20 protein-coding genes and 1 pseudogene are annotated in these 20,461 nt (G+C 38.2%); 10 read left to right on the top strand and 11 right to left on the bottom strand.

Annotation, left to right across the window (positions count from 1 at the left end; genetic code table 11):
* Nucleotides 1-78: 78 nt before the first annotated feature.
* Nucleotides 79-1,053: a 6-phosphofructokinase gene (gene pfkA / locus F8M47_RS02965; protein ID WP_150538729.1), complete on the top strand. Its 975-nt coding sequence runs from the start codon at nt 79-81 to the stop codon at nt 1,051-1,053.
* Between the two features lie 62 nt (nt 1,054-1,115).
* A complete protein-coding gene (locus F8M47_RS02960) occupies nt 1,116-1,826 on the top strand; it encodes a YwiC-like family protein (RefSeq protein WP_150538728.1) in 711 nt (236 codons plus the stop codon).
* 39 nt (nt 1,827-1,865) lie between these two features.
* On the opposite strand, the gene rluD is transcribed toward F8M47_RS02960, so the two are convergent.
* Nucleotides 1,866-2,843, bottom strand: coding sequence for a 23S rRNA pseudouridine(1911/1915/1917) synthase RluD (gene rluD / locus F8M47_RS02955; RefSeq protein WP_150538727.1), 978 nt, complete (start codon nt 2,841-2,843; stop codon nt 1,866-1,868).
* Between the two features lie 152 nt (nt 2,844-2,995).
* Between rluD and F8M47_RS02950 the strand changes: the two genes are divergently transcribed.
* The 5 genes from F8M47_RS02950 (at nt 2,996) to recQ (ending at nt 8,306) form a co-directional block, all read left to right on the top strand.
* Nucleotides 2,996-3,778, top strand: a complete 783-nt coding sequence (locus F8M47_RS02950; RefSeq protein WP_150538726.1) for an outer membrane protein assembly factor BamD — start codon at nt 2,996-2,998, stop codon at nt 3,776-3,778.
* A gap of 91 nt (nt 3,779-3,869) precedes the next feature.
* Nucleotides 3,870-4,898 (top strand): tRNA (adenosine(37)-N6)-threonylcarbamoyltransferase complex transferase subunit TsaD, encoded by a 1,029-nt coding sequence (tsaD, locus tag F8M47_RS02945; RefSeq protein WP_150538725.1) that lies wholly within the window; start codon nt 3,870-3,872, stop codon nt 4,896-4,898.
* A 46-nt stretch (nt 4,899-4,944) separates the two neighbouring features.
* Complete coding sequence (locus tag F8M47_RS02940) at nt 4,945-5,724, top strand: glycosyltransferase family 25 protein (protein WP_150538724.1); 780 nt, start codon at nt 4,945-4,947, stop codon at nt 5,722-5,724.
* A gap of 266 nt (nt 5,725-5,990) precedes the next feature.
* Nucleotides 5,991-6,296: an iron donor protein CyaY gene (cyaY, locus tag F8M47_RS02935; RefSeq protein WP_150538723.1), complete on the top strand. Its 306-nt coding sequence runs from the start codon at nt 5,991-5,993 to the stop codon at nt 6,294-6,296.
* 201 nt (nt 6,297-6,497) lie between these two features.
* Nucleotides 6,498-8,306 carry an ATP-dependent DNA helicase RecQ gene (gene recQ / locus F8M47_RS02930; RefSeq protein WP_150538722.1) on the top strand — a complete coding sequence of 603 codons (1,809 nt, stop codon included), beginning with the start codon at nt 6,498-6,500 and terminating at the stop codon, nt 8,304-8,306.
* 60 nt (nt 8,307-8,366) lie between these two features.
* On the opposite strand, the gene F8M47_RS02925 is transcribed toward recQ, so the two are convergent.
* From F8M47_RS02925 to lexA, 10 genes are all read right to left on the bottom strand, one after another.
* Nucleotides 8,367-8,558 carry a hypothetical protein gene (locus tag F8M47_RS02925; RefSeq protein WP_150538721.1) on the bottom strand — a complete coding sequence of 64 codons (192 nt, stop codon included), beginning with the start codon at nt 8,556-8,558 and terminating at the stop codon, nt 8,367-8,369.
* Between the two features lie 268 nt (nt 8,559-8,826).
* Nucleotides 8,827-9,018, bottom strand: coding sequence for a hypothetical protein (locus F8M47_RS02920; protein WP_150538720.1), 192 nt, complete (start codon nt 9,016-9,018; stop codon nt 8,827-8,829).
* Nucleotides 9,019-9,167: 149 nt separating this feature from the next.
* Nucleotides 9,168-9,578: a DUF2251 domain-containing protein gene (locus F8M47_RS02915; protein ID WP_150538719.1), complete on the bottom strand. Its 411-nt coding sequence runs from the start codon at nt 9,576-9,578 to the stop codon at nt 9,168-9,170.
* Nucleotides 9,579-9,590: 12 nt separating this feature from the next.
* Nucleotides 9,591-10,178 carry an NUDIX hydrolase N-terminal domain-containing protein gene (locus tag F8M47_RS02910; RefSeq protein ID WP_244298044.1) on the bottom strand — a complete coding sequence of 196 codons (588 nt, stop codon included), beginning with the start codon at nt 10,176-10,178 and terminating at the stop codon, nt 9,591-9,593.
* Between the two features lie 109 nt (nt 10,179-10,287).
* Nucleotides 10,288-11,598 carry a phosphopyruvate hydratase gene (gene eno, locus F8M47_RS02905; RefSeq protein ID WP_150538718.1) on the bottom strand — a complete coding sequence of 437 codons (1,311 nt, stop codon included), beginning with the start codon at nt 11,596-11,598 and terminating at the stop codon, nt 10,288-10,290.
* A gap of 210 nt (nt 11,599-11,808) precedes the next feature.
* A complete protein-coding gene (rlmC, locus tag F8M47_RS02900) occupies nt 11,809-12,981 on the bottom strand; it encodes a 23S rRNA (uracil(747)-C(5))-methyltransferase RlmC (RefSeq protein ID WP_150538717.1) in 1,173 nt (390 codons plus the stop codon).
* Nucleotides 12,982-13,044: 63 nt separating this feature from the next.
* On the bottom strand, nt 13,045-14,082 hold the full coding sequence (gene nagZ, locus F8M47_RS02895) for a beta-N-acetylhexosaminidase (protein WP_150538716.1): 1,038 nt from the start codon (nt 14,080-14,082) through the stop codon (nt 13,045-13,047).
* A gap of 112 nt (nt 14,083-14,194) precedes the next feature.
* On the bottom strand, nt 14,195-14,926 hold the full coding sequence (locus tag F8M47_RS02890; RefSeq protein ID WP_150538715.1) for a TerC family protein: 732 nt from the start codon (nt 14,924-14,926) through the stop codon (nt 14,195-14,197).
* Between the two features lie 81 nt (nt 14,927-15,007).
* Nucleotides 15,008-15,688, bottom strand: a complete 681-nt coding sequence (gene mutH / locus F8M47_RS02885; protein ID WP_150538714.1) for a DNA mismatch repair endonuclease MutH — start codon at nt 15,686-15,688, stop codon at nt 15,008-15,010.
* A 68-nt stretch (nt 15,689-15,756) separates the two neighbouring features.
* Nucleotides 15,757-16,392 (bottom strand): transcriptional repressor LexA, encoded by a 636-nt coding sequence (gene lexA, locus F8M47_RS02880; RefSeq protein WP_150538713.1) that lies wholly within the window; start codon nt 16,390-16,392, stop codon nt 15,757-15,759.
* A 169-nt stretch (nt 16,393-16,561) separates the two neighbouring features.
* On the opposite strand from lexA, the gene plsB reads away from it, so the two are divergent.
* The 3 genes and pseudogenes from plsB to F8M47_RS12210 form a co-directional block, all read left to right on the top strand.
* Nucleotides 16,562-18,988 carry a glycerol-3-phosphate 1-O-acyltransferase PlsB gene (gene plsB, locus F8M47_RS02875; RefSeq protein WP_150538712.1) on the top strand — a complete coding sequence of 809 codons (2,427 nt, stop codon included), beginning with the start codon at nt 16,562-16,564 and terminating at the stop codon, nt 18,986-18,988.
* A gap of 111 nt (nt 18,989-19,099) precedes the next feature.
* Entirely contained in the window at nt 19,100-20,281 is a 1,182-nt protein-coding gene (gene purT, locus F8M47_RS02870; protein ID WP_150538711.1) for a formate-dependent phosphoribosylglycinamide formyltransferase, read from the top strand.
* A 98-nt stretch (nt 20,282-20,379) separates the two neighbouring features.
* Nucleotides 20,380-20,461 (top strand): annotated as a pseudogene (locus F8M47_RS12210) (transposase); the annotation flags it as partial.

Below are 20,461 nucleotides of genomic sequence, written 5' to 3'. Positions count from 1 at the left end.
TAACCTAAATAGGGTAATCTTCACGCCAATTTCTGATTTATTTCAAAATTTTAATTTTATAGCAAAAGGTGTCTAAAAATGACTAAACAAATCAAAAAAATTGCGATTCTAACAAGTGGTGGTGATGCACCAGGTATGAATGCTGCGATTCGTGGTGTGGTTCGTGCTGCACTCAATGAAGGTTTAGAAGTATATGGTATCCAAGACGGTTATTATGGCTTATATAATGATAAAGTTATCCAGCTTAACCGCCGTTCAGTGTCAGAAACAATTAACCGTGGTGGCACGTTTCTAGGTTCTGCACGCTTCCCGCAATTTAAAGATCCTGAAGTGCGTAGAAAAGCAGTAGAAACCCTAAAAAAATATGAAATTGATGCATTAGTGGTCATCGGTGGTGACGGCTCTTATATGGGGGCGAAACTTTTAACCGAAGAGTTTGGTTACCCTTGTATCGGTTTACCAGGCACAATTGATAATGATATCGTAGGTACAGACTATACTATTGGTTACCAAACAGCATTAGAAACTGCAGTAGAAGCAATCGACCGTTTACGTGATACTTCTACTTCACACCAACGTATTTCAATTGTTGAAATTATGGGACGTCACTGTGGTGATTTAACTATCAGTGCAGCGCTTGCAAGTGGTTGTGAATATATTATCGTGCCAGAGAAAGGTTTAGATAAAGAATCATTAATGCGTAATATCGATGAAGGCTTCAAAAAAGGTAAACGTCACGCAATTATCGCAATTACTGAATTAATGACGGACGTTCACCAATTAGCAAAAGAGATCGAAGGTCGCTTCGGCCATGAAACGCGTGCAACAGTATTAGGTCACATTCAACGTGGTGGTGCGCCTTGCCCATTCGACCGTATTTTAGCTTCACGTATGGGCGTATATGCGGTAGATTTATTATTACAAGGCTACGGTGGTCGTTGTGTGGGTATTCAAAATGAGAAATTGGTACACCACGACATTATTGATGCAATTAATAATATGCGTCGTCCATTCAAAGAAGAATTGTTCGATGCAGCTAGAAAATTATTCTAATTTTTCTTAAAATCGAAAGGCGACTTAATTAAGTCGCCTTTTTGTTTATATAAGGATAATTTATGTTTAATGATAAGCCTGTTATTTCTAATCAGCACGGTGCATTAGCAATGGCATTTATTCCTTTTTTATATGGAATGTTTGCGGCAACTCCTACACTGGCGCATCTCTCACTTGGTTTTACTTGGCTATTTCTTTACCTCTTTTCTTACCCATTTCTTTCGTTATTTAGTAAAAAACCAACCAGCCGCAATAAAAAATGGGCATTAATTTATGCGCTGTTAAGTTTGATTTGCGCCATGCCGATTTTGTGGCGCCAACCGCAAATCTTGCAATTTTTAGGGCTAATTTTACCGCTTGTCGTGATTCAAATTTACTATGCAAAACGAAAAGATGAACGTAATTTTATTAATGATGTGGCGGGCTATTTAACCTTTGGTGTGATTGGTATGGCGAGCTTTTATTTAGTACACGAGCAATTTAATTGGGCGATATTAATTCACCCAACGCTCTTTTTTATCGTTGCAACACTATATGTAAAAAGTATGGTGCGGGAACGAAAAAATCCTGTTTATATGGAGCTAAGTATCACTTTTCATTTGTTGTTTGCGCTGATTTATATATTGAGTGGAAACCTATGGTTATTTACAAGTTATTTGATTGCACTTGCACGAGCGATTGTTGTGCCAAGTTTTGGTTGGAATGTAAAACAAGTTGGAATGTTTGAATTTCCTGTGGTTTTGATTTTTTTTATTTGCTTAATTTTAGCCTAAAGGAAAAGGCGCTCGGTGAATGTCAGAGCGCCTTTCTTTTTAGTAATCTAAATCATCTTTGTATAATTGATAATCTGCTTTGAGCGCCTCAATCAACGCCACAAAGTCATCAGGTAATGGTGCATGCCACTCCATTAATTCGCCCGTAATTGGATGTTCTAAACGCAGCATCGTTGCGTGTAGCGCTTGACGTTGGAAGCCTCGCAATACTGCTAAAAATTCTTCGCTTGCGCCTTTGGGTGGACGCGGACGACCACCGTATAGCTGATCACCCAATAATGGATGGGCGATATGCGCCATATGTACACGAATTTGGTGGGTCCTTCCTGTTTCTAAGCGTAAGCGTAGGCGTGTATAGTTGCGGAAACGCTCCATAATACGGTAATGGGTTACCGCGGGTTTACCCATTGGATGCACAGCCATTGCAGTACGTTTGGTCGGGTGGCGAGACATTGGCTCATCTACTTTACCGCCTTGTGTCATTATGCCACTTGCAACCGCTTCATATTCACGTGTGATTTGGCGTTTTTGCAGAGCGGTTACTAAATGTGTTTGTGCTGGAATATTTTTCGCCACCACCATTAAACCTGTGGTGTCTTTATCCAGACGATGCACAATACCTGCACGAGGCACTTCCGCAATTGGTGGGTAATAATGCAATAGCGCATTCAGTACCGTGCCATCAGGATTACCAGCGCCAGGGTGCACAACTAAATCTTTCGGTTTATTGATGACTAAAATATCGTCATCTTCATAAACAATATTTAGCGGAATATCTTGTGGTTCAAAACGTACTTCTTCTTCTATTTCCGCTAGAACTTCAATCTGTTCTCCGCCAAAAACTTTCTCACGAGCTTTGTTTACTATTTCACCGTTTACTTTTACTAAATCGTTTTCGATCCATACTTTCAAGCGTGAACGAGAATAGTCAGGAAAGAGCTGTGCTAGCGCTTGGTCTAAGCGAGCACCGAGTAAATCCGCCGAAACTTCAGCGGTTAATATCATTTGTTGAGTCATTAAAGATAAATTCCAAAATTTGTCTGTTGCTTATTTGAATAGGTTCTATAAAATAGGGCAATTGGTATGAACTTAGCAAAGTGCCATTGGTCAAACTCGACCATTGTACATTAACTTTGGCTCATAGACACTTTTTTATAGGTAAAATCATTATGCGTAAATTCACATCTCTTGCTTCGCTGGTGTTAGCGGGGCTTTTAGTAGTAGGTTGTTCTAATAGTGCGAATAAAGAATTAGAAGAATCATCCGCACAAGATCTCTACACTAAAGGACAAACCTATTTACAAGATGGCGATTATAACTCAGCGATTCGCTATTTAGATGCGGTTGGAACTAAAGGCGGTCAGCAAAGTGCTTTTGGTGAACAAACTCAACTTAGCTTAATTTATGCAAATTACAAAGTGGGTGAGTATTACAAGGCCTTAGATGCTGCTGAGCGTTTTGTGCGTGCTTATCCAAATAGTGCAAGCATGGATTATGTTTATTATTTAGCGGGTTTAAGTAATGCTCGTTTAGGAGATAACTTTATTCAAGATTTCTTTGGTATTAATCGTTCATCTCGTGCGTTAGATAGTGTACGCAATGCTTATGGTAGCTTCCAAACGATCACTCAACACTATCCGCAAAGTAAATATGCACAAGATTCAAGAAATTGGATGGGCTATTTAGTTAATCGTATGGCAGAACATGAATTAGCTATCGTTAAGTTCTACGACGATCGTGAAGCTTATGTTGCAGTAGTAAACCGTGTAGAAGAAATGTTACGTTTCTATCCAGAAAGTAAATCAACTTATGAAGCTTTGCCTTATATGCAAAAAGCCTACGAACAAATGGGCATTAAAGATTCAGCAGAAAAAGTGGCTGGATTAATTGAAGCAAATAAAGATAGAAACTTCCCTGAAATCGCTAAGCCTGAATATAGCGAACAGTTCTAAACAAGCGGTCGATTTTTATCAAAGTTTTGCTATTCTAGGGGCGTTATTTTTGAATAATGCCCCTTTCCCATTTAATAAATAAGACGAAAATATGCGAATTTTAGGTATTGAAACTTCCTGTGATGAAACAGGAGTAGCAATTTATGATGAACATAAAGGTTTGGTGGCAAACCAACTTTATAGCCAAATTGAAATGCACGCCGACTATGGTGGTGTTGTGCCAGAACTTGCTTCACGGGATCATATTCGTAAAACCTTGCCATTAATTCAACAAGCGTTAAAAGAAGCAAATTTAACTGCAAGTGATATTGATGGTGTGGCTTATACCGCAGGTCCTGGCTTGGTTGGTGCATTATTGGTTGGTTCAACTATTGCACGTTCATTAGCTTATGCTTGGAATGTACCAGCGCTTGGTGTTCACCATATGGAAGGTCATTTGCTTGCACCAATGTTAGAAGATAACCCGCCAGAATTTCCGTTTGTGGCACTATTAATTTCAGGCGGTCATACCCAATTGGTAAAAGTTGATGGTGTAGGGCAATATGAAATTTTAGGTGAGTCGATTGACGATGCAGCAGGCGAAGCCTTTGATAAAACAGGTAAATTGCTCGGTTTAGATTATCCTGCTGGTGTAGCAGTTTCAAAACTTGCTGAACAAGGCTCGCCAAATCGTTTTGTTTTTCCGCGTCCAATGACGGATAGACCTGGATTAGATTTTAGCTTTTCTGGGCTTAAAACCTTTGCTGCTAATACCATCAAAGCCAATCTAAATGAGGCTGGAGAGCTAGATGAACAAACTCGTTGCGATATTGCGCACGCTTTCCAACAAGCCGTAGTAGATACGATTATCATCAAATGTAAACGTGCGTTACAGCAAACAGGCTACAAGCGTCTTGTGATGGCGGGTGGTGTGAGTGCGAATAAACAATTACGCGCAGATTTAGCTGAAATGATGAAAAATCTAAAAGGAGAGGTATATTACCCTCGCCCACAATTTTGTACCGATAATGGTGCAATGATCGCTTATACGGGCTTCTTACGCTTAAAAAATGGTGAAACCACCGATTTAAGTGTAAGTGTAAAACCTCGTTGGGCGATGACAGAGCTACCTAGCATTTAAGTATAATTATTAATAACTGTTCATTTTATCTTTAAAGGAGAAAATAATGCAGTATGGCACAGCGCAACATAATTATGTTATTAGCGTAAAAAATAATATTCAACGTCGAAAACATATTATTTCAGAATTTGGCAAACAAAATATTCCTTTTGAATTTTTTGATGCGATTACGCCTGATTTAATGGAAGAAAAAGCAAAAGAATTTGGGCTTGATATTTTTAATAGCCCATTAACGAAAGGTGAAATTGCCTGTGCATTAAGTCATATTGCTTTATGGCGTTTGGCTCAAGCTAAGAGCCTAGATTATATTGTAATTTTTGAAGATGATATTTATTTGGGCAAGAATGCTCAAAACTTACTAAATGTAAATTACTTACCTAAGAATGTAGATGTATTAAAGATAGAAAAATTTTCTCATCGTGTAAATATGTCGATTTTTCCAAGTTTAATTTATATGGGTAGAAGGTTTTACAGGTTGAAATCTAAGCACGTTGGATTGGCTGGTTATATTGTTTCTAAGAAAGGAATTGATTATATTTTAGATAAACTTAGAGATTATCATTTATTGATGCCAATTGATGATTTTATTTTTGAAATTCTGTTGGATAATGAGGATTATCATGTTTTACAAATGAATCCTGCTATCTGTATTCAGGATTTTGTTTTAAATAAAAATGTTAGTTTTATTAGTGCCTTAAAATATGAAAGAGATATTCGATGCTTAAATGTCGTAAAAAAAGAAAAGCTTACTTTTTTCAAGAAAATCATTAGAGAACTGAAAAGGCCTTTTTTACAACTTAAATATAAGAAGATTTATTTCAAGTAAGTTTTAATCGGGTAATAAAATAACTGTTTGATGAAGCAAAAAATTGTTATTACTCTAAGGCTATAAGGATTGCATGCACAGTGCAAAGGCATAACATTATGCCAGCTTTAATAGTGAATTAGCTAATAAGAGAATACTTAACGTACCTTTTCTATCTAAATTATTGTAGAGAAATAATTAGCCCATTTTATTAATTAAATAAACGACTATTTGATAGAGAACTTGAATTTAAATAAAATATTTTTATAAATTATTGGGAGCATTAAATGAATGTAGCGGAATTTCACCAAAAAATTGAACAAGTATGGCAACAAATCGAAGAAAAAATTGATGATGAAGGTTTAAGTGTCGATACAGAAATTCAAGGCGCAGTATGTACTTTAACTTTTGATGATGAATCTCAAATTATCATCAACAAACAAGAAGCTATGTTAGAGCTTTGGTTAGCAAGCAAATTGGGTGGTTTTCATTTTGCGTTCCGCGATGGGGAATGGGTAACGGCAGAAGGTCGCTCTTTTTGGACACACCTTGAAGAAGCATTTGCACGTCACGGTGAACAAATCAGTTTCTAAGTTATAAGCGGTCGTTTTTGCAAAAAATTTAGGTATTATGTAGCAGTTACACAAGCATTTTTTGTAGGGGCGGGCACAGGATTTGCTTCTACATCATTGAGACAAATTCGCACTTTTGTGCATTTGCTACATAATGTCGAAAAATTTCGCAAATTTGACCGCTTGATCCTTTTCTTTTGAGCTTATCTTATTGGAATCATAATGCAACTTTCTCGAACCACTGCCAAAGAGGTGTTAAATAACGTTTTCGGTTATCAAGCGTTTCGTCACGGACAGCAAGAGGTAATCGATTCGGTATTGGCAGGAAAAGATTGTCTTGTGATTATGACCACAGGTGGCGGTAAGTCGCTCTGTTACCAAGTGCCTGCGCTATGCCTTGATGGCATCACGTTGGTCATTTCTCCGCTAATTTCATTGATGAAAGATCAGGTTGATCAACTTATTACCAATGGGATTGAAGCTGGCTTTTTAAATTCTACTCAAACGCTTGAAGAGCAACAATGCGTTGAACAAAAGGCGATTTCTGGGCAGTTAAAATTGCTTTATCTTTCGCCAGAAAAAGTGATGACACAAGGGTTCTTCCACTTTATTTCATTATGCAAAATCAGCTTAATTGCGGTTGATGAGGCGCATTGCGTTTCACAATGGGGACACGATTTCCGCCCAGAATATACGTTGCTGGGCAATTTGCGTAACACTTTTCCGAATGTGCCGTTAATGGCGCTGACTGCAACTGCAGACCCAACGACACGTCATGATATTTTGCAACATTTGCGCTTAAGAAATCCACATACTTACCTCGGTAGTTTTGATCGCCCAAATATCCGTTATACGGTGCAAGAAAAATTTAAGCCAATGGAACAGCTAGCTAAATTTATCAGTAAACAACAGGGCAAAAGTGGGATTGTTTATTGCAATAGTCGTAAGAAAGTGGAAGAAATCACTGAAAAATTGGCCGCTCGTAAAATTGCGGTAATGGGCTATCACGCGGGTATGTCGGTGCAACAGCGTGAAACGGTACAAAATGCTTTTCAGCGAGATAATATTCAGGTGGTGGTAGCAACCATTGCGTTTGGTATGGGCATCAATAAATCAAATGTGCGTTTTGTGGTGCATTTTGATTTGCCTCGTAGTATTGAATCTTACTATCAAGAAACAGGGCGAGCGGGGCGAGATGATCTGCCTTCTGAAGCATTATTGTTTTACGATCCAGCCGATTACGCTTGGTTACAAAAAGTGCTATTAGAAGAGCCTGAAAGTGAACAGCGGGATATTAAACAGCATAAATTACAAGCAATAGGTGCTTTTGCAGAATCACAAACTTGTCGTCGATTAGTGTTACTCAATTACTTTGGCGAATCACGCCAAGAACCATGCAAAAATTGCGATATTTGTCTTGATCCACCTCGTAAATATGATGGTAGCTTAGATGCACAAAAAGTAATGTCAGTAATTTATCGCACAGGGCAAACTTTTGGTGCTCATCATGTGATTGGAGTATTGCGTGGAATGAATAATCAGAAAATTCGCCAATTTAATCATGATCAACTGACAGTTTACGGTATCGGCAAAGAGCAGAGCCAAGATTATTGGTTAAGTATTATTCGCCAGCTGATTCATTTGGGCTTAATTCGGCAAAATATTGTGAATCATTCGGCGCTACAGCTTACTGAACAGGCACGCCCAATTTTGCGTTCTGAGCAAAAGCTTGAATTAGCGATGCCCCGTTTGACCTTCTCTGCCACAGCTTATATACAGAAGCAGGCTTCGGTACGTTACGATAAAGATTTATTTGCTCGTTTACGTTTTCTTCGTAAGCAAATTGCGGATAAAGAAAATATTCCACCTTATGTGGTATTCAATGATGCAACATTGCAGGAAATGGCAGAATTTTTACCGCTTACGGAAGTGGAAATGTTGGATATTAATGGTGTGGGAGAACGAAAGTTAGAACGTTTTGGTGGCGCATTTTTAAGTTTAATTAGAGAGCATTGCAATAGCCATAAATAAAAACTGCACTTAGAATCACCTGAGCTCAAAGTGAAACTAAGTACAGTTTATCAATTCAGATTATTTGCCTTGAGCAGCCCATAAATCTGCAATACATTGGTTCGGTGCGTAAACTAAGTTACCTTCTTTAGTGATGTAAGGTGTTGGATCATATTCACGAGTACAAGCACCAGGGAAGTTCGCTGCGAAAGCGTTAGTTGTTGCAGAAAATAAAGTTACAGTTGCGAATGTTGCAAGAACTAATTTTTTCATAATTGACTCCTAATAAGTTTTATCAAAAAATAAAATATCAAAGTATCAAACAAAAAACTGACAATGATTATCAGAAGCAATGTTTGATGTCCGAATTTTACTCAGAAGCCATTTGGAGTGTCAATAATGTTTCTTAAAGATTTTAACTTGTCAGCTTTCTTTGGAAATAAGAACACATTTTTCTAGAATGTCAGCACTATAAATAAAAAGTGAGCTGAACTCTAGTAAGAGCTTCAACTCACTTTATATCACTATCTATTTAAAAATATTATCTGCCTTGAATCGCCCATAATTCAGCAATACATGGGTTTGGAGCATATATTACTTTACCATCTTTAGTGAGGTAAGGTGTTGGGTCGTATTCACGGGTGCAAGCACCAGGGAAATTGGCCGCAAAAGCACTTGTCGTTGCAGAAAGTAAAGTAAAAGTTGCAAGGGTTGCAAGAATTAATTTTTTCATAATGAACTCCTAATAAATTCATATAAATAGATAAAACATCAAACAGACTATTGACAATAGTTTGCTTGATATTTGAACTTTATGCATTAAACTTTATAAAGTCAAGGGCTTTTGTAAAAAAAATTCTCAGGATAGTCTAGTTATTGAATTTATTTAAGCCAACGTTTAACTAATTCAGAAGTAGTTTCTTTATGTACCCACATACTACCTAATTCAGGTTGTGGAAATTTGGTATGGTTGTAGCCAACAAATTGGCTAAAATCAAATACTGCATGCGGATAGCTATTAATAAGTAAAAAGGCTTGGTATCCATCTTCAGACCAACAAATTTCTAAACGTCGAGGCTCGGTAAGCGTTTTCTCTTCAATATCGGCTTTACTATAAACAAATAAACTATCTACCACAGGATTGGCTGATTGGTGTAAATCCATCGCATAAAAGTAGCCTGTTTCGCCATCATCCTCAAACATCACAACTAAATGTTCATACTTTGTTGAATGAGCGCCATTACGATAGCTCTGCCCAATAAGTAATTGATCGGTTAATACTGAATACAACATGGTTTTTCCTTTTTAATCGAATTGAGTTTGCCAATTTGTGCTTTGATAAGCCTCAAAGCATAGAGCAATTTGTTGTTTGCTATTTTTTTCTTGTGCAAGTTCAGGAAGTTGCTCAAAAGAAAAGTATTGAGATGCAATAGTTTCGCTATTTTTAACGAATGAGCCACTGAGAAATTCACACATGACAAAGGCTTTTAAAACGCCATAAGGATAATTAGGATCATTACGCAGTCGTTGATTATGGATAGCAATAAGAAATTGTGGCTGCACGGTTAATCCTGCTTCTTCTTTTACTTCTTTGATAGTATTAGAACTAATTGTCTCTAATACATCGACCCAACCGCCAGGAAGTGCCCAACGTCCGTCCTGTTCTTGTACAAGTAAAATCTGCTTATTTTGAAAAATAGCGGCTCTGGTGTCTATTTTAGGAGTTTGGTAGCCATCCTCGTTACAAAAAAGCAATTTTATGGTTTCCATTGGAATAGCAGTTTTATAGCTTAACATTTCAGCAGAAATTTCTCGCAGACGTTGATAGCGTTCACGATCATAAATTCCTGTTGTATAAGTAAGCCCATTTTGTGCAATACCTTGAATTTCAATCGCCCATTGAAGCTACGGCTCAGAAAGTAGAGTTTCTTGCATAAATCACTCCAAATATATAAAAAAATGCCACAGAAATCCTGTGGCATTTTTTATTAATCAATTAAGATTACGCTTGACCTTTAACTTCTTTACGACCGTTAAATGGTGCTGGTGTACCTGCAGCTGCTAATGCTTCTTCGATACGGATTAATTGGTTGTATTTTGCAACACGGTCGCTGCGGCTCATAGAACCAGTTTTGATTTGACCTGCTGCTGTACCAACCGCTAAATCTGCGATAGTTGCATCTTCAGTTTCACCACTGCGGTGTGAAATTACTGCTGTGTAACCTGCGTCTTTAGCCATTTTGATTGCTGCTAAAGTTTCAGTTAAAGAACCGATTTGGTTGAATTTGATTAAGATTGAGTTTGCGATGCCGTTTTCGATACCACGAGAAAGAATTTTCGTGTTAGTTACGAATAAGTCATCACCTACTAATTGTACTTTGTCGCCTAAAACTTTAGTTTGGTATGCGAAGCCTTCCCAGTCTGACTCGTCTTGACCATCTTCGATAGACACGATAGGGTATTCTTTACATAAACCTTCTAAGTAGTGAGTGAACTCTTGTGAAGTGAAGGTTTTGCCTTCGCCTTTCATATCGTACACATTACGTTCTTTGTCGTAGAATTCAGAAGACGCACAGTCCATCGCAAGCGTTACATCTTTACCTAATACATAACCCGCTTTTTCAACTGCTTCTTTAATACATGCTAAAGCATCTGCGTTTGAAGCAAGGTTTGGAGCGAAACCACCTTCATCACCTACTGCAGTATTTAAACCTTTCGATTTTAATACTTTCGCTAAGTTGTGGAATACTTCAGCGCCAATACGGAGTGCTTCTTTTAATGTTGATGCACCAACTGGTTGAATCATAAATTCTTGGATATCAACGTTGTTGTCAGCGTGCTCACCGCCGTTGATGATGTTCATCATTGGTAATGGCATTGAATATACACCTGGCGTGCCGTTTAATTCAGCGATATAAGCGTATAATGGTAAACCTTTAGATGCCGCTGCTGCTTTAGCTGTTGCTAAAGAAACCGCTAAGATTGCGTTTGCACCGAATTTAGATTTGTTTTCTGTACCGTCTAAATCGATCATGATTTGGTCGATTTCAGCTTGAGCAGTACCTTCTTTACCCACTAATGCGTTAGCGATTTCATTGTTTACTGCTGAAACAGCTTTTAATACACCTTTACCTAAGAAACGTGATTTATCGCCATCACGTAATTCTAATGCTTCACGTGAACCAGTTGACGCACCAGATGGAGCAGCTGCAAGACCTACGAAGCCACCTTCTAAATGAACTTCTGCTTCAACAGTTGGGTTACCACGTGAGTCGATGATTTCACGACCAATTACTTTAACGATTTTAGCCATTGTTAATATCCTCTAATTGAGAGTTAATAGAAAAAAGAATAGCAATATAGTAAAGCTATTTTGCGCTTTTGTCTTGTAAAAAAGTGAGTTGGATCACAAAATTTAACGGTTCTTTGATCGAATACGGATAAATAAAACTAAAGCGGGCTAATTATACCTAAATTTTGCAAAAAATATAAACTCCAACCAATATTAACCAGTAGGCAATAGTTACTTTTTCACTAAAAAAGTCAGCACTTCATAATGCGAAGTATGCGGAAACATATCAAATAATTGCACCTTTTGGAGTGAGTAGTTGCTTAATGATATAAAATCTTTTGCCATTGTTTGTGCATTGCAACTTGAATAAATTAAATAAGGTGCGCCTAATTGATTTAAAAATTCCGCTAATGGTTTGCCAATGCCTCGGCGAGGCGGATTGACAATCACTAAATCTGGTGATGTTCCTTTTTCATTTAGCGCAAATTGAGCGGAATCAAGTGAAGCAAATTTAACATTTTTTAGGTGTAATCTTTCGGCAGATTTCGTTGCACTGGCAATCGCAGAAGCAGAGATTTCAATTCCTGTTAATTGCACATTTTTATTTTTCGTTTGCAACGTTTTCATACAATGCAAACCAAAGCCACCTACGCCGCAGAATAGATCCCAAAATTGTTGAATCAGCAAATCTTTTATCCAATTTTGTGCAGTTGCATATAATTGACTTGCTACATTGGGATTCGTTTGGAAAAAGCCTTGTGGGCGAATAAATAGTGGAATGCCATTAAAATTTTCTTCAATTGTGGTTTGCTCAGTGAGAAAAATTTCGGTTTCACCTTCCAAAATTGCGGCATGTTGAGGCTGAATATTCAAACTTACTACAGAATCTTGCGGTAATTTTGTCAATAAATTGGTTAATTCGCGCTCAATAAGCGGTCGTTTTTGCTCACTTCTTAGCACAAAACGCAGCATGATGGATTTGTTATGTTGGCTTTGGGTGATCAGAATATATTTAAGTTCACCCTTCTTTTTGGCGATGTTGTAAGGCACTAATCCCGCACGTGCAATAAAGTCTTTGAGGATAGGAAAAAGTGTTTTAAATTCAATAGGATAAAGTGGACAATCTGTCAGGTCTAGCGCTGTTTTGACATCCGTCTGATCTTTTAAAATGCCTAAAGTTGGTCGCTCTACACTACCTGAAACCACCATTTTTGCTTTGTTACGGAATTGACTTGCTGGGGAGGCAACAAGCGGTAGGATTTCAGTGAAATTTTGCAAAATAAACGGAGAAATTAACCGCTTGAGATCGGCTTCTTTTTCCAAAAGTTGTACCTGATAAGGCTTTTCTAGCCATTGGCATGAAACACAATGCTGATGTTGAAAATGTGGGCAATTTAATGTCATTTAGTGATAAGTAGGGTTTTATTTATGAGGGCATAAAATAGGTTTATGCCCTATTTATTTGGACTAACAATGCTGAGTTTTCCACTCTAGCCATTTATTTTGTAATGCGGTTAAACGTTGTTGCGCGTGCTGATAACGTGTGCTTGCTTCAAGTTCTTGCCAGCTTACGTTTTTGCGTTTCATCAACGAAATATGGCGCTCTGTTTGAGCTTTTGTCGGCTGATATTTTAAACCGTCTAACACCTGAACCACGCCTTCAGGCTCATTGCAAAGTAGTAATAAATCGCAACCTGCGTGAATTGCTTTTTCAGAACGTTGTACAAAGTCGCCCATAAAACCTGCGCCTTTCATTCCGAGATCATCAGAAAAAATCACGCCATTAAAATTAAGTTGGGTTCGTAATACGTTTTTAAGCCAATATTCTGAGCCGCTTGCAGGCTGGCTATCACATTGCGTATAAATAACGTGCGCGGGCATAATTGCTGAGAGCTTTCCTTTTGTAATTAATTGCTTAAACGGCAAAATATCATGAGCAAAAATGGCTTCTTTTGGACGATCGTCAAAGGGAGTTTCCAAATGTGAATCGGCGAGAACATGTCCATGCCCAGGGAAGTGCTTACCCGTTGTTGCCATTCCCATTTCTCGCATTCCATCAATAAATGCTTCAGCAACAGGTAATATACTTTCTGGTGATTCACCAAATGAACGATCTCCAATCGCTTTACAGTGATGACCTAAATCCAACACAGGTGCAAAACTTAAATCAATATCAAGTGCAAACATCTCTGCCGCCATTAACCAGCCAGCTTGTTGAGCTAAAGCGGTCGATTCTTGCGTATGTTTTGCTAATGTTTGAAAAGCTTGCATAGCTGGCAACTTGGTAAAGCCTTCACGAAAGCGCTGAACTCGGCCACCTTCTTGATCGACGGTGATTAATAGCGGTTTTTTTACTCGCTGGCGAATAGATTTAATGAGTGCGGCTAATTGTGCTTTGTCGTAAAAGTTACGGCTAAATAAAATCAAGCCAGAAATAAGTGGATGCCCAAGGATTTCAATCTCTTCTTGGCTGAGTTCTTTATCTTTTATATCAATCAGTAACATAATTTATTGAGAATGTAATGCAAAATTCGGCGTAAAATTGACCGCTTATAATCATTAAATAGGTGTTATTTTAGCATTAAAAATGCCCCCGATTTTCATCAAGGGCAATTTATTATGCTTTAGTGTGTTTTTCTTGATTTTTACGCATTTTAATATTGAGTAGTTCTACTACAACAGAGAAACCCATTGCGGTGTAAACTGCTGATTTTGGAATATGAATATTGAAGCCTTCGCCCACTAATACCACCCCAATTAAAATTAAGAATGCTAATGCGAGGTTTTTAATGGTTGGGTTGTTATCAACGAAATCGCCGATTGATTTTGCCGCCAGCATCATTATCGCAACCGCAATAATAATAGCAATAACCATTACTGGAATATCATCTGCCATTGCCACTGCAGTAATTACCGAATCAAGCGAGAATACCACGTCAAAAATCGCAATTTGTACTAAAATCATTAAGAAATTTGCTGTTTTAGTTGCATTTTGGGCTTCTTCATGAGATTCACCTGCAATAGATTCTTGTAATTCCATTGCGCTTTTAACGATAAGGAAAATCCCCCCGAGTAATAAAATAAGATCTCGACCAGAAATCGGCATACCCGCAATAGAGAAAAGCGGATCGACTAATTTCATCATCCAAGCCAGTGAAAGCAATAATAGAATACGAGTTCCCATCGCTAATGCTAAGCCAATAATACGAGCCGATTGGCGCTGATGAATTGGTAGACGAGAAACTAAAATACTGATAACAATGATGTTATCGATACCTAAAATGATTTCAAGTCCAGTTAGGGTTAAGAGAGCAACCCAAGCTTCGGGATTGGCAATCCAATCAAACATAAAATATCCTTTAAAACAGAGAATTAATAGGCAATTGCCTACGATCAAAAGGGTGAAAGCATAACGGTAGCCAAGCAAAAGTTAAAGGGGCGAACGTAAAAAATTCTGTAAAATTTCAGCAGTAAATTGTTTACGTAAATAAAAACCGAGTGGTAAAGATTGAACGCGTTCACCTTGTTGATTAATTGCATTGGTAAGTGAGCTACTATTTCTACCTTTCGGCCGTAATTGCATGACTTCGCCTAATGTCGCATTGATCTCATTTAAGCGCCCAAAACTGATATATTCCATTAGTTCTTCCCAATCATTTTTTAATTGTTGCTCTTGCTTAAATGAGGGGGTCCATAAAATGGGTTGTCCTATATAACGTTCAGCAACGGGAATATGTCTTTCACCTTGTACTGGAATCCACAGCACTTTTTGTAATTTATGTCGAACGTGAGAAGTTTGCCATGTAACCCCTGTATTTTGAGTAAGTGGAGCTAGGCTTACAAAAGTCGTTTCTAATGGAAAGCCTTTATGATTGATAGGAATGGTTTTGAGCTCAATGCCTAAATGAGCAAAATCTTGTTCTGGCTTGCTACCTGCTTTTGCGCCTAAAGCAGTTTCAATTAATTGACCGACCCAGCCCTTATCTCTACGCAGGTCAAGCGGAACGTCAATATTTAATTGATGGGCAATTTCACCAAGCGTAAAGCCCGCAAGCCAATTCGCTTTCTTGAGTAATTCTGCTTCAGTGTGTGAAAAGGTGGAAAGTTGCATAATATTATGGGGTGAAAAGGAGAATAAACGAACGCTTTATTCTCCTATTTCCTGCTTTGAGCTTGATTTTACATCCAAGCGTTATTACGGATAACGCCGACAGCAATGCCTTCAATTTCGATATATTCGATACGAGGATCAACAACAATAGGTTGTAACTCATCATTTTCAGGGTGAAGATAAATCAGCTCACCTTTTTTCTCTAAACGCTTTACAGTCACTTCGTCATCTACTCGTGCAACTACAACCTGACCATTACGAGCAAAATTGGTTTTGTGCACTGCAAGTAAATCCCCATCAAGAATACCGATTTTTTCCATAGAATTGCCGTTTACTTTGAGTAAATAGTCCGCATTTGGATTAAACATAGCGCCATTTACAGGGTAATGGCTTTCAACGTGTTCAATCGCCATAATGGGAGTACCTGCAGCAACTTTACCGATCAGCGGTAAGCCATCATCATTCGCAGCTTCTTCAGTTTCATTATTGACTAAGATACGAATCCCACGAGAAGTACCTGAAAGCATTTCAATATAACCTTTACGAGCAAGCGCTTTTAAATGTTCTTCTGCTGCATTAGGGGATTTAAAGCCGATTTCGCGTGCAATTTCAACACGTGTTGGTGGCATGCCAGTTGTTTCGATATGATGTTTAACAAAATCAAAAATTTCTTGTTGGCGAGCAGTTAAGTGTTTACGTGACATTTTTTCCTCACTGTCTTTATATACAGAATTTTGTGTCATTATATACAGTAATTTTTTATTTGTAACTAGATAAATTCAGAAAAATTTTACAAATTTATGGTAAACTGTTTCTTTAGTAGGGTTATCTCTATATTAGATGGCATAAACCATAACAATTAAGGATATTAAAATGTCTAGCCTCTTAAATTTTTATCGACAAGTGTTGAATCTTCCACTTTCGTTATTAGTTAAGTCTCGTTCTATTCCTACAGATCCTGTAAACGAGCTTTCATTAAACTTATCTCAACCTATTATTTACGTATTACCTTACACATCGCAAACGGATTTATTAATTCTTCAAAAGAATTGTCAGGCATTGAATTTACCAGACCCATTGCAAAATAATGAGATTAACGGTCAATCGTTACCTCGTTATGTTTTTTTAGATGAAGGGCGTCGATTTTTTAAATCGAAAGGGGCAAAAAGCGAGACTGAATCTCTTTTCTATCGCTATTTAGATTTACATCGTTCGGATGAAAATTTAGATGTGCAATTAGTACCAGTGTCAGTATTATGGGGACGTTCACCAGGTAAAGAAAAAGCACCTTCACTTCGTTTTATGAGTACCTTCCAGCGTATTATTGCAATGATTTGGTTTGGGCGAGATAACTTTGTGCGTTTCTCCCAAGCGCTCTCATTACGCTATATGGTAACCGAACATGGTTCTGAAGAAGGCTTAGCACAAAAACTCGCTCGTGTAGCAAAAATCCATTTTGCGAAGCAACGTTATTCAGCAACAGGGCCCCGTTTAGCTGATCGTCAAGCAATGTTCAATAAGCTGATTCAATTACCAACCATTGTGCAGGCAATTGAAGACGAAGCAAAATCGAAAAAGGTTTCTAAAGAAAAAGCACGTCAGGAAGCCGAGAAAATTTTAGATGAAATTGCTGCAGATGTAAGCCACGAAACATTGCGTGTTGCTGATCGTATTTTAAGTTGGCTATGGAATAAGTTATACCAAGGTATCAAGGTTCAAAATGCGGATCGTGTGCGTAAATTGGCTTTAGAAGGGCATGAAATTGTTTATGTGCCTTGCCATCGTAGTCATATGGACTACTTATTATTGTCGTACATTTTGTATCATCAAGGTTTAGTTCCACCGCATATTGCGGCAGGAATTAACTTAAATTTCTGGCCAGCGGGACCATTTTTCCGTCGAGGCGGTGCGTTTTTTATTCGCCGTACTTTTAAAGGTAATCGCTTATACTCAACTATTTTCCGTGAATATTTAGCAGAATTATTTTATCGTGGTTATTCGGTGGAATATTTTATTGAGGGGGGGCGTTCTCGTACTGGACGTTTACTTGAGCCAAAAACAGGCATGATGTCGATGACTTTGCAAGCACTACAACGAGGGCTCTCTCGCCCAATTAGTATTGTGCCAGTGTATATCGGTTACGAACACGTGCTTGAAGTAGATACTTACGCAAAAGAGTTGCGTGGTGCGGCAAAAGAAAAAGAAAATGCGGGCTTAGTATTACGAGTAATTAAAAAATTACGTAATTTAGGTCAAGGCTTTGTGAATTTTGGTGAACCGATTCAAGTAAACACTTATTTGAACCAACATTTTCCTGAATGGAAAGAACCGCCAGCAGAAGATAGTCGCCCTAAATGGCTAAATGATGCGGTTGATGAGATTGCACAGCAAGTGATGGTAAATATTAATAATGCGGCTGCAGTAAACGCGAAAAACTTAATTGGTTCAGTTTTACTTGCTTCTCGCCAACGAGCTCTTGCTAGTGAACAACTTATTGAACAAGTGGATAGTTACTTACAGCTCTTTAAAAATGTGCCGTATGCTACAGATATCACTGTGCCTGTGGAATCTGCAGAGCAAATGCTTGAGCATGTGCTTAGTTTGCCTCGCTCTGGTGTAGTAAGTGAAAAAGATAATTTTGGTGAAATGATCCGTTTAGACCGAGAGTCGGCGGTGTTGATGACCTATTATCGTAATAATATTCAGCACTTATTCGTATTGCCATCGTTAGTTGCAAGTATTGTGTTGCATCATGAATCAGTATCTAAAGATCTGATTATGAAAACGGTAAATCATATTTATCCGTTCTTAAAAGCGGAGCTATTCCTTCATTTCAAAGAGAATGAAGTACGTAATCAAGTTGAGCTGATTTTAACTGAGTTTGCACGCCAGCAAATTATTAAATACGAAAGTGATGTATTGAAAATTAACCGTTCTCGTGTGCGTGCGTTACAGTTACACGCTGCAGGGATTCGTGAGATTTTACAGCGTTATTACATCAGTCTAAGTGTATTGTTAGAACAGCCAGAAATGAGCCGTAATAACTTAGAAAAAGAAAGTCGTTCTATTGCACAACGTCTGTCGATTCTACATGGTATTAACGCACCAGAATTCTTTGATAAAGCGATTTTCTCGACTTTTAGTGCAAGTTTAAAAGCACAAGGGTATTTTGATGAACAAGGTAACGCAGTGGTTGCTAAAGTCAAAGAAGCTGAGGAAATGCTCAGAGCATTGATTTCAGTTGAAATTCAACTCACTATTCAAGGTGCGATGGAAAAAGTTGAAGAAGAATCAGCATAGCTTCATAGTTTGAACAAGCGGTAAGATTTTACAAATTTTTCACAAAATCTTACCGCTTTTATTATATAATCTTACGCAAACGTTTGCTTTTTGTATCAAAGAGGATCAAAAATGACCACAATTGGCACCCCATTAACATCGAATGCAACGAAAGTAATGATGCTTGGCTCAGGAGAGCTAGGTAAAGAAGTTGTGATTGAATTACAACGTTTCGGTGTAGAAGTGATTGCGGTAGATCGCTATGAAAATGCGCCCGCTCAACAAGTTGCACATCGTGCTTATACTCTTTCAATGTTAGATGGTATAGCTTTACGTGCATTAGTTGAAAAAGAAAAGCCTGATTTTATTGTGCCAGAAGTGGAAGCGATTGCCACTGCAACGCTAGTTGAGCTTGAGCAAGAAGGTTATAACATTGTGCCAACCGCTAAAGCTACCCAATTAACTATGAACCGTGAAGGTATTCGCCGTCTAGCGGCAGAAGAACTCGGTTTAAAAACTTCACCTTATTTCTTTGTTGATACTTTTGATGAATTTAAAAAAGCGGTAGATGAACTCGGCTTCCCTTGCGTGGTTAAGCCGATTATGTCTTCATCAGGTCATGGACAATCGGTAATCAAATCTGCAGAGCAAATTCAACAGGCTTGGGATTATTCACAAGAAGGTGGACGTGCTGGTGGAGGACGTGTGATTGTGGAAGGTTTTATCAAATTTGACTATGAAATTACCCAATTAACCGTACGTCACATAAATGGTACTTCATTCCTTGCACCAATTGGTCATCGTCAAGATAATGGTGATTATCGTGAATCTTGGCAGCCACAAGCGATGTCTGATCTAGCACTAAAACGTGCGCAAGAAACAGCAGAACGCATTACTACAGCATTAGGCGGACGAGGTATTTTTGGAGTAGAACTGTTTGTTTGTGGTGATGAAATTATCTTTAACGAAGTTTCACCTCGTCCTCATGATACGGGCATGGTGACTATAGCTTCACAAGAGCTTTCACAATTTGCATTACATGCTCGTGCTATTTTGGGGTTACCGATTCCTGAAATCTATCAAATTAGCCCTGCAGCATCAAAAGCGATTGTGGTTGAAGGTAAATCAAAAAATGTAACCTTTGGTAATTTGGATAAAGCGTTAGAAGAAATCGGTACCAATATCCGCTTGTTCGGTAAAGGTGAAGTGAATGGGCATCGCCGTTTAGGGGTGATTTTAGCGCGTGATGAAAATACTGAAAAAGCCTTGGCAAAAGCCGAACGTGCTTATGCAAAATTAACGGTAGCCCTGTAATTGGCTTAACCATTTAAACAAGCGGTCAAATTTCCTAAAATTTGACCGCTTGTTGATCTGCACCCCAAAACCTGGACACCTAATTTGAGGTGCAGATTATGTCTTATTCTTATCAATTTCGTTTAAACATTATCAAACAAGTGACCGAACAGGATTTGGGTATTCGTGAGGTCGCTAAAC

The organism is Actinobacillus vicugnae (assembly GCF_901687125.1).
Taxonomy (GTDB): Bacteria; Pseudomonadota; Gammaproteobacteria; order Enterobacterales; family Pasteurellaceae; genus Actinobacillus; species Actinobacillus vicugnae.
Note: the sequence above shows the minus strand (reverse complement) of the source record. Positions and strands in the feature narration are given on the sequence as shown.

Coding starts and splice junctions, on each gene's coding strand:
- pfkA (WP_150538729.1), top strand. CDS start 79: ATGACTAAACAAATCAAAAAAATTGCGATTCTAACAAGTGGTGGTGAT.
- F8M47_RS02960 (WP_150538728.1), top strand. CDS start 1,116: ATGTTTAATGATAAGCCTGTTATTTCTAATCAGCACGGTGCATTAGCA.
- rluD (WP_150538727.1), bottom strand. CDS start 2,843: ATGACTCAACAAATGATATTAACCGCTGAAGTTTCGGCGGATTTACTC.
- F8M47_RS02950 (WP_150538726.1), top strand. CDS start 2,996: ATGCGTAAATTCACATCTCTTGCTTCGCTGGTGTTAGCGGGGCTTTTA.
- tsaD (WP_150538725.1), top strand. CDS start 3,870: ATGCGAATTTTAGGTATTGAAACTTCCTGTGATGAAACAGGAGTAGCA.
- F8M47_RS02940 (WP_150538724.1), top strand. CDS start 4,945: ATGCAGTATGGCACAGCGCAACATAATTATGTTATTAGCGTAAAAAAT.
- cyaY (WP_150538723.1), top strand. CDS start 5,991: ATGAATGTAGCGGAATTTCACCAAAAAATTGAACAAGTATGGCAACAA.
- recQ (WP_150538722.1), top strand. CDS start 6,498: ATGCAACTTTCTCGAACCACTGCCAAAGAGGTGTTAAATAACGTTTTC.
- F8M47_RS02925 (WP_150538721.1), bottom strand. CDS start 8,558: ATGAAAAAATTAGTTCTTGCAACATTCGCAACTGTAACTTTATTTTCT.
- F8M47_RS02920 (WP_150538720.1), bottom strand. CDS start 9,018: ATGAAAAAATTAATTCTTGCAACCCTTGCAACTTTTACTTTACTTTCT.
- F8M47_RS02915 (WP_150538719.1), bottom strand. CDS start 9,578: ATGTTGTATTCAGTATTAACCGATCAATTACTTATTGGGCAGAGCTAT.
- eno (WP_150538718.1), bottom strand. CDS start 11,598: ATGGCTAAAATCGTTAAAGTAATTGGTCGTGAAATCATCGACTCACGT.
- rlmC (WP_150538717.1), bottom strand. CDS start 12,981: ATGACATTAAATTGCCCACATTTTCAACATCAGCATTGTGTTTCATGC.
- nagZ (WP_150538716.1), bottom strand. CDS start 14,082: ATGTTACTGATTGATATAAAAGATAAAGAACTCAGCCAAGAAGAGATT.
- F8M47_RS02890 (WP_150538715.1), bottom strand. CDS start 14,926: ATGTTTGATTGGATTGCCAATCCCGAAGCTTGGGTTGCTCTCTTAACC.
- mutH (WP_150538714.1), bottom strand. CDS start 15,688: ATGCAACTTTCCACCTTTTCACACACTGAAGCAGAATTACTCAAGAAA.
- lexA (WP_150538713.1), bottom strand. CDS start 16,392: ATGTCACGTAAACACTTAACTGCTCGCCAACAAGAAATTTTTGATTTT.
- plsB (WP_150538712.1), top strand. CDS start 16,562: ATGTCTAGCCTCTTAAATTTTTATCGACAAGTGTTGAATCTTCCACTT.
- purT (WP_150538711.1), top strand. CDS start 19,100: ATGACCACAATTGGCACCCCATTAACATCGAATGCAACGAAAGTAATG.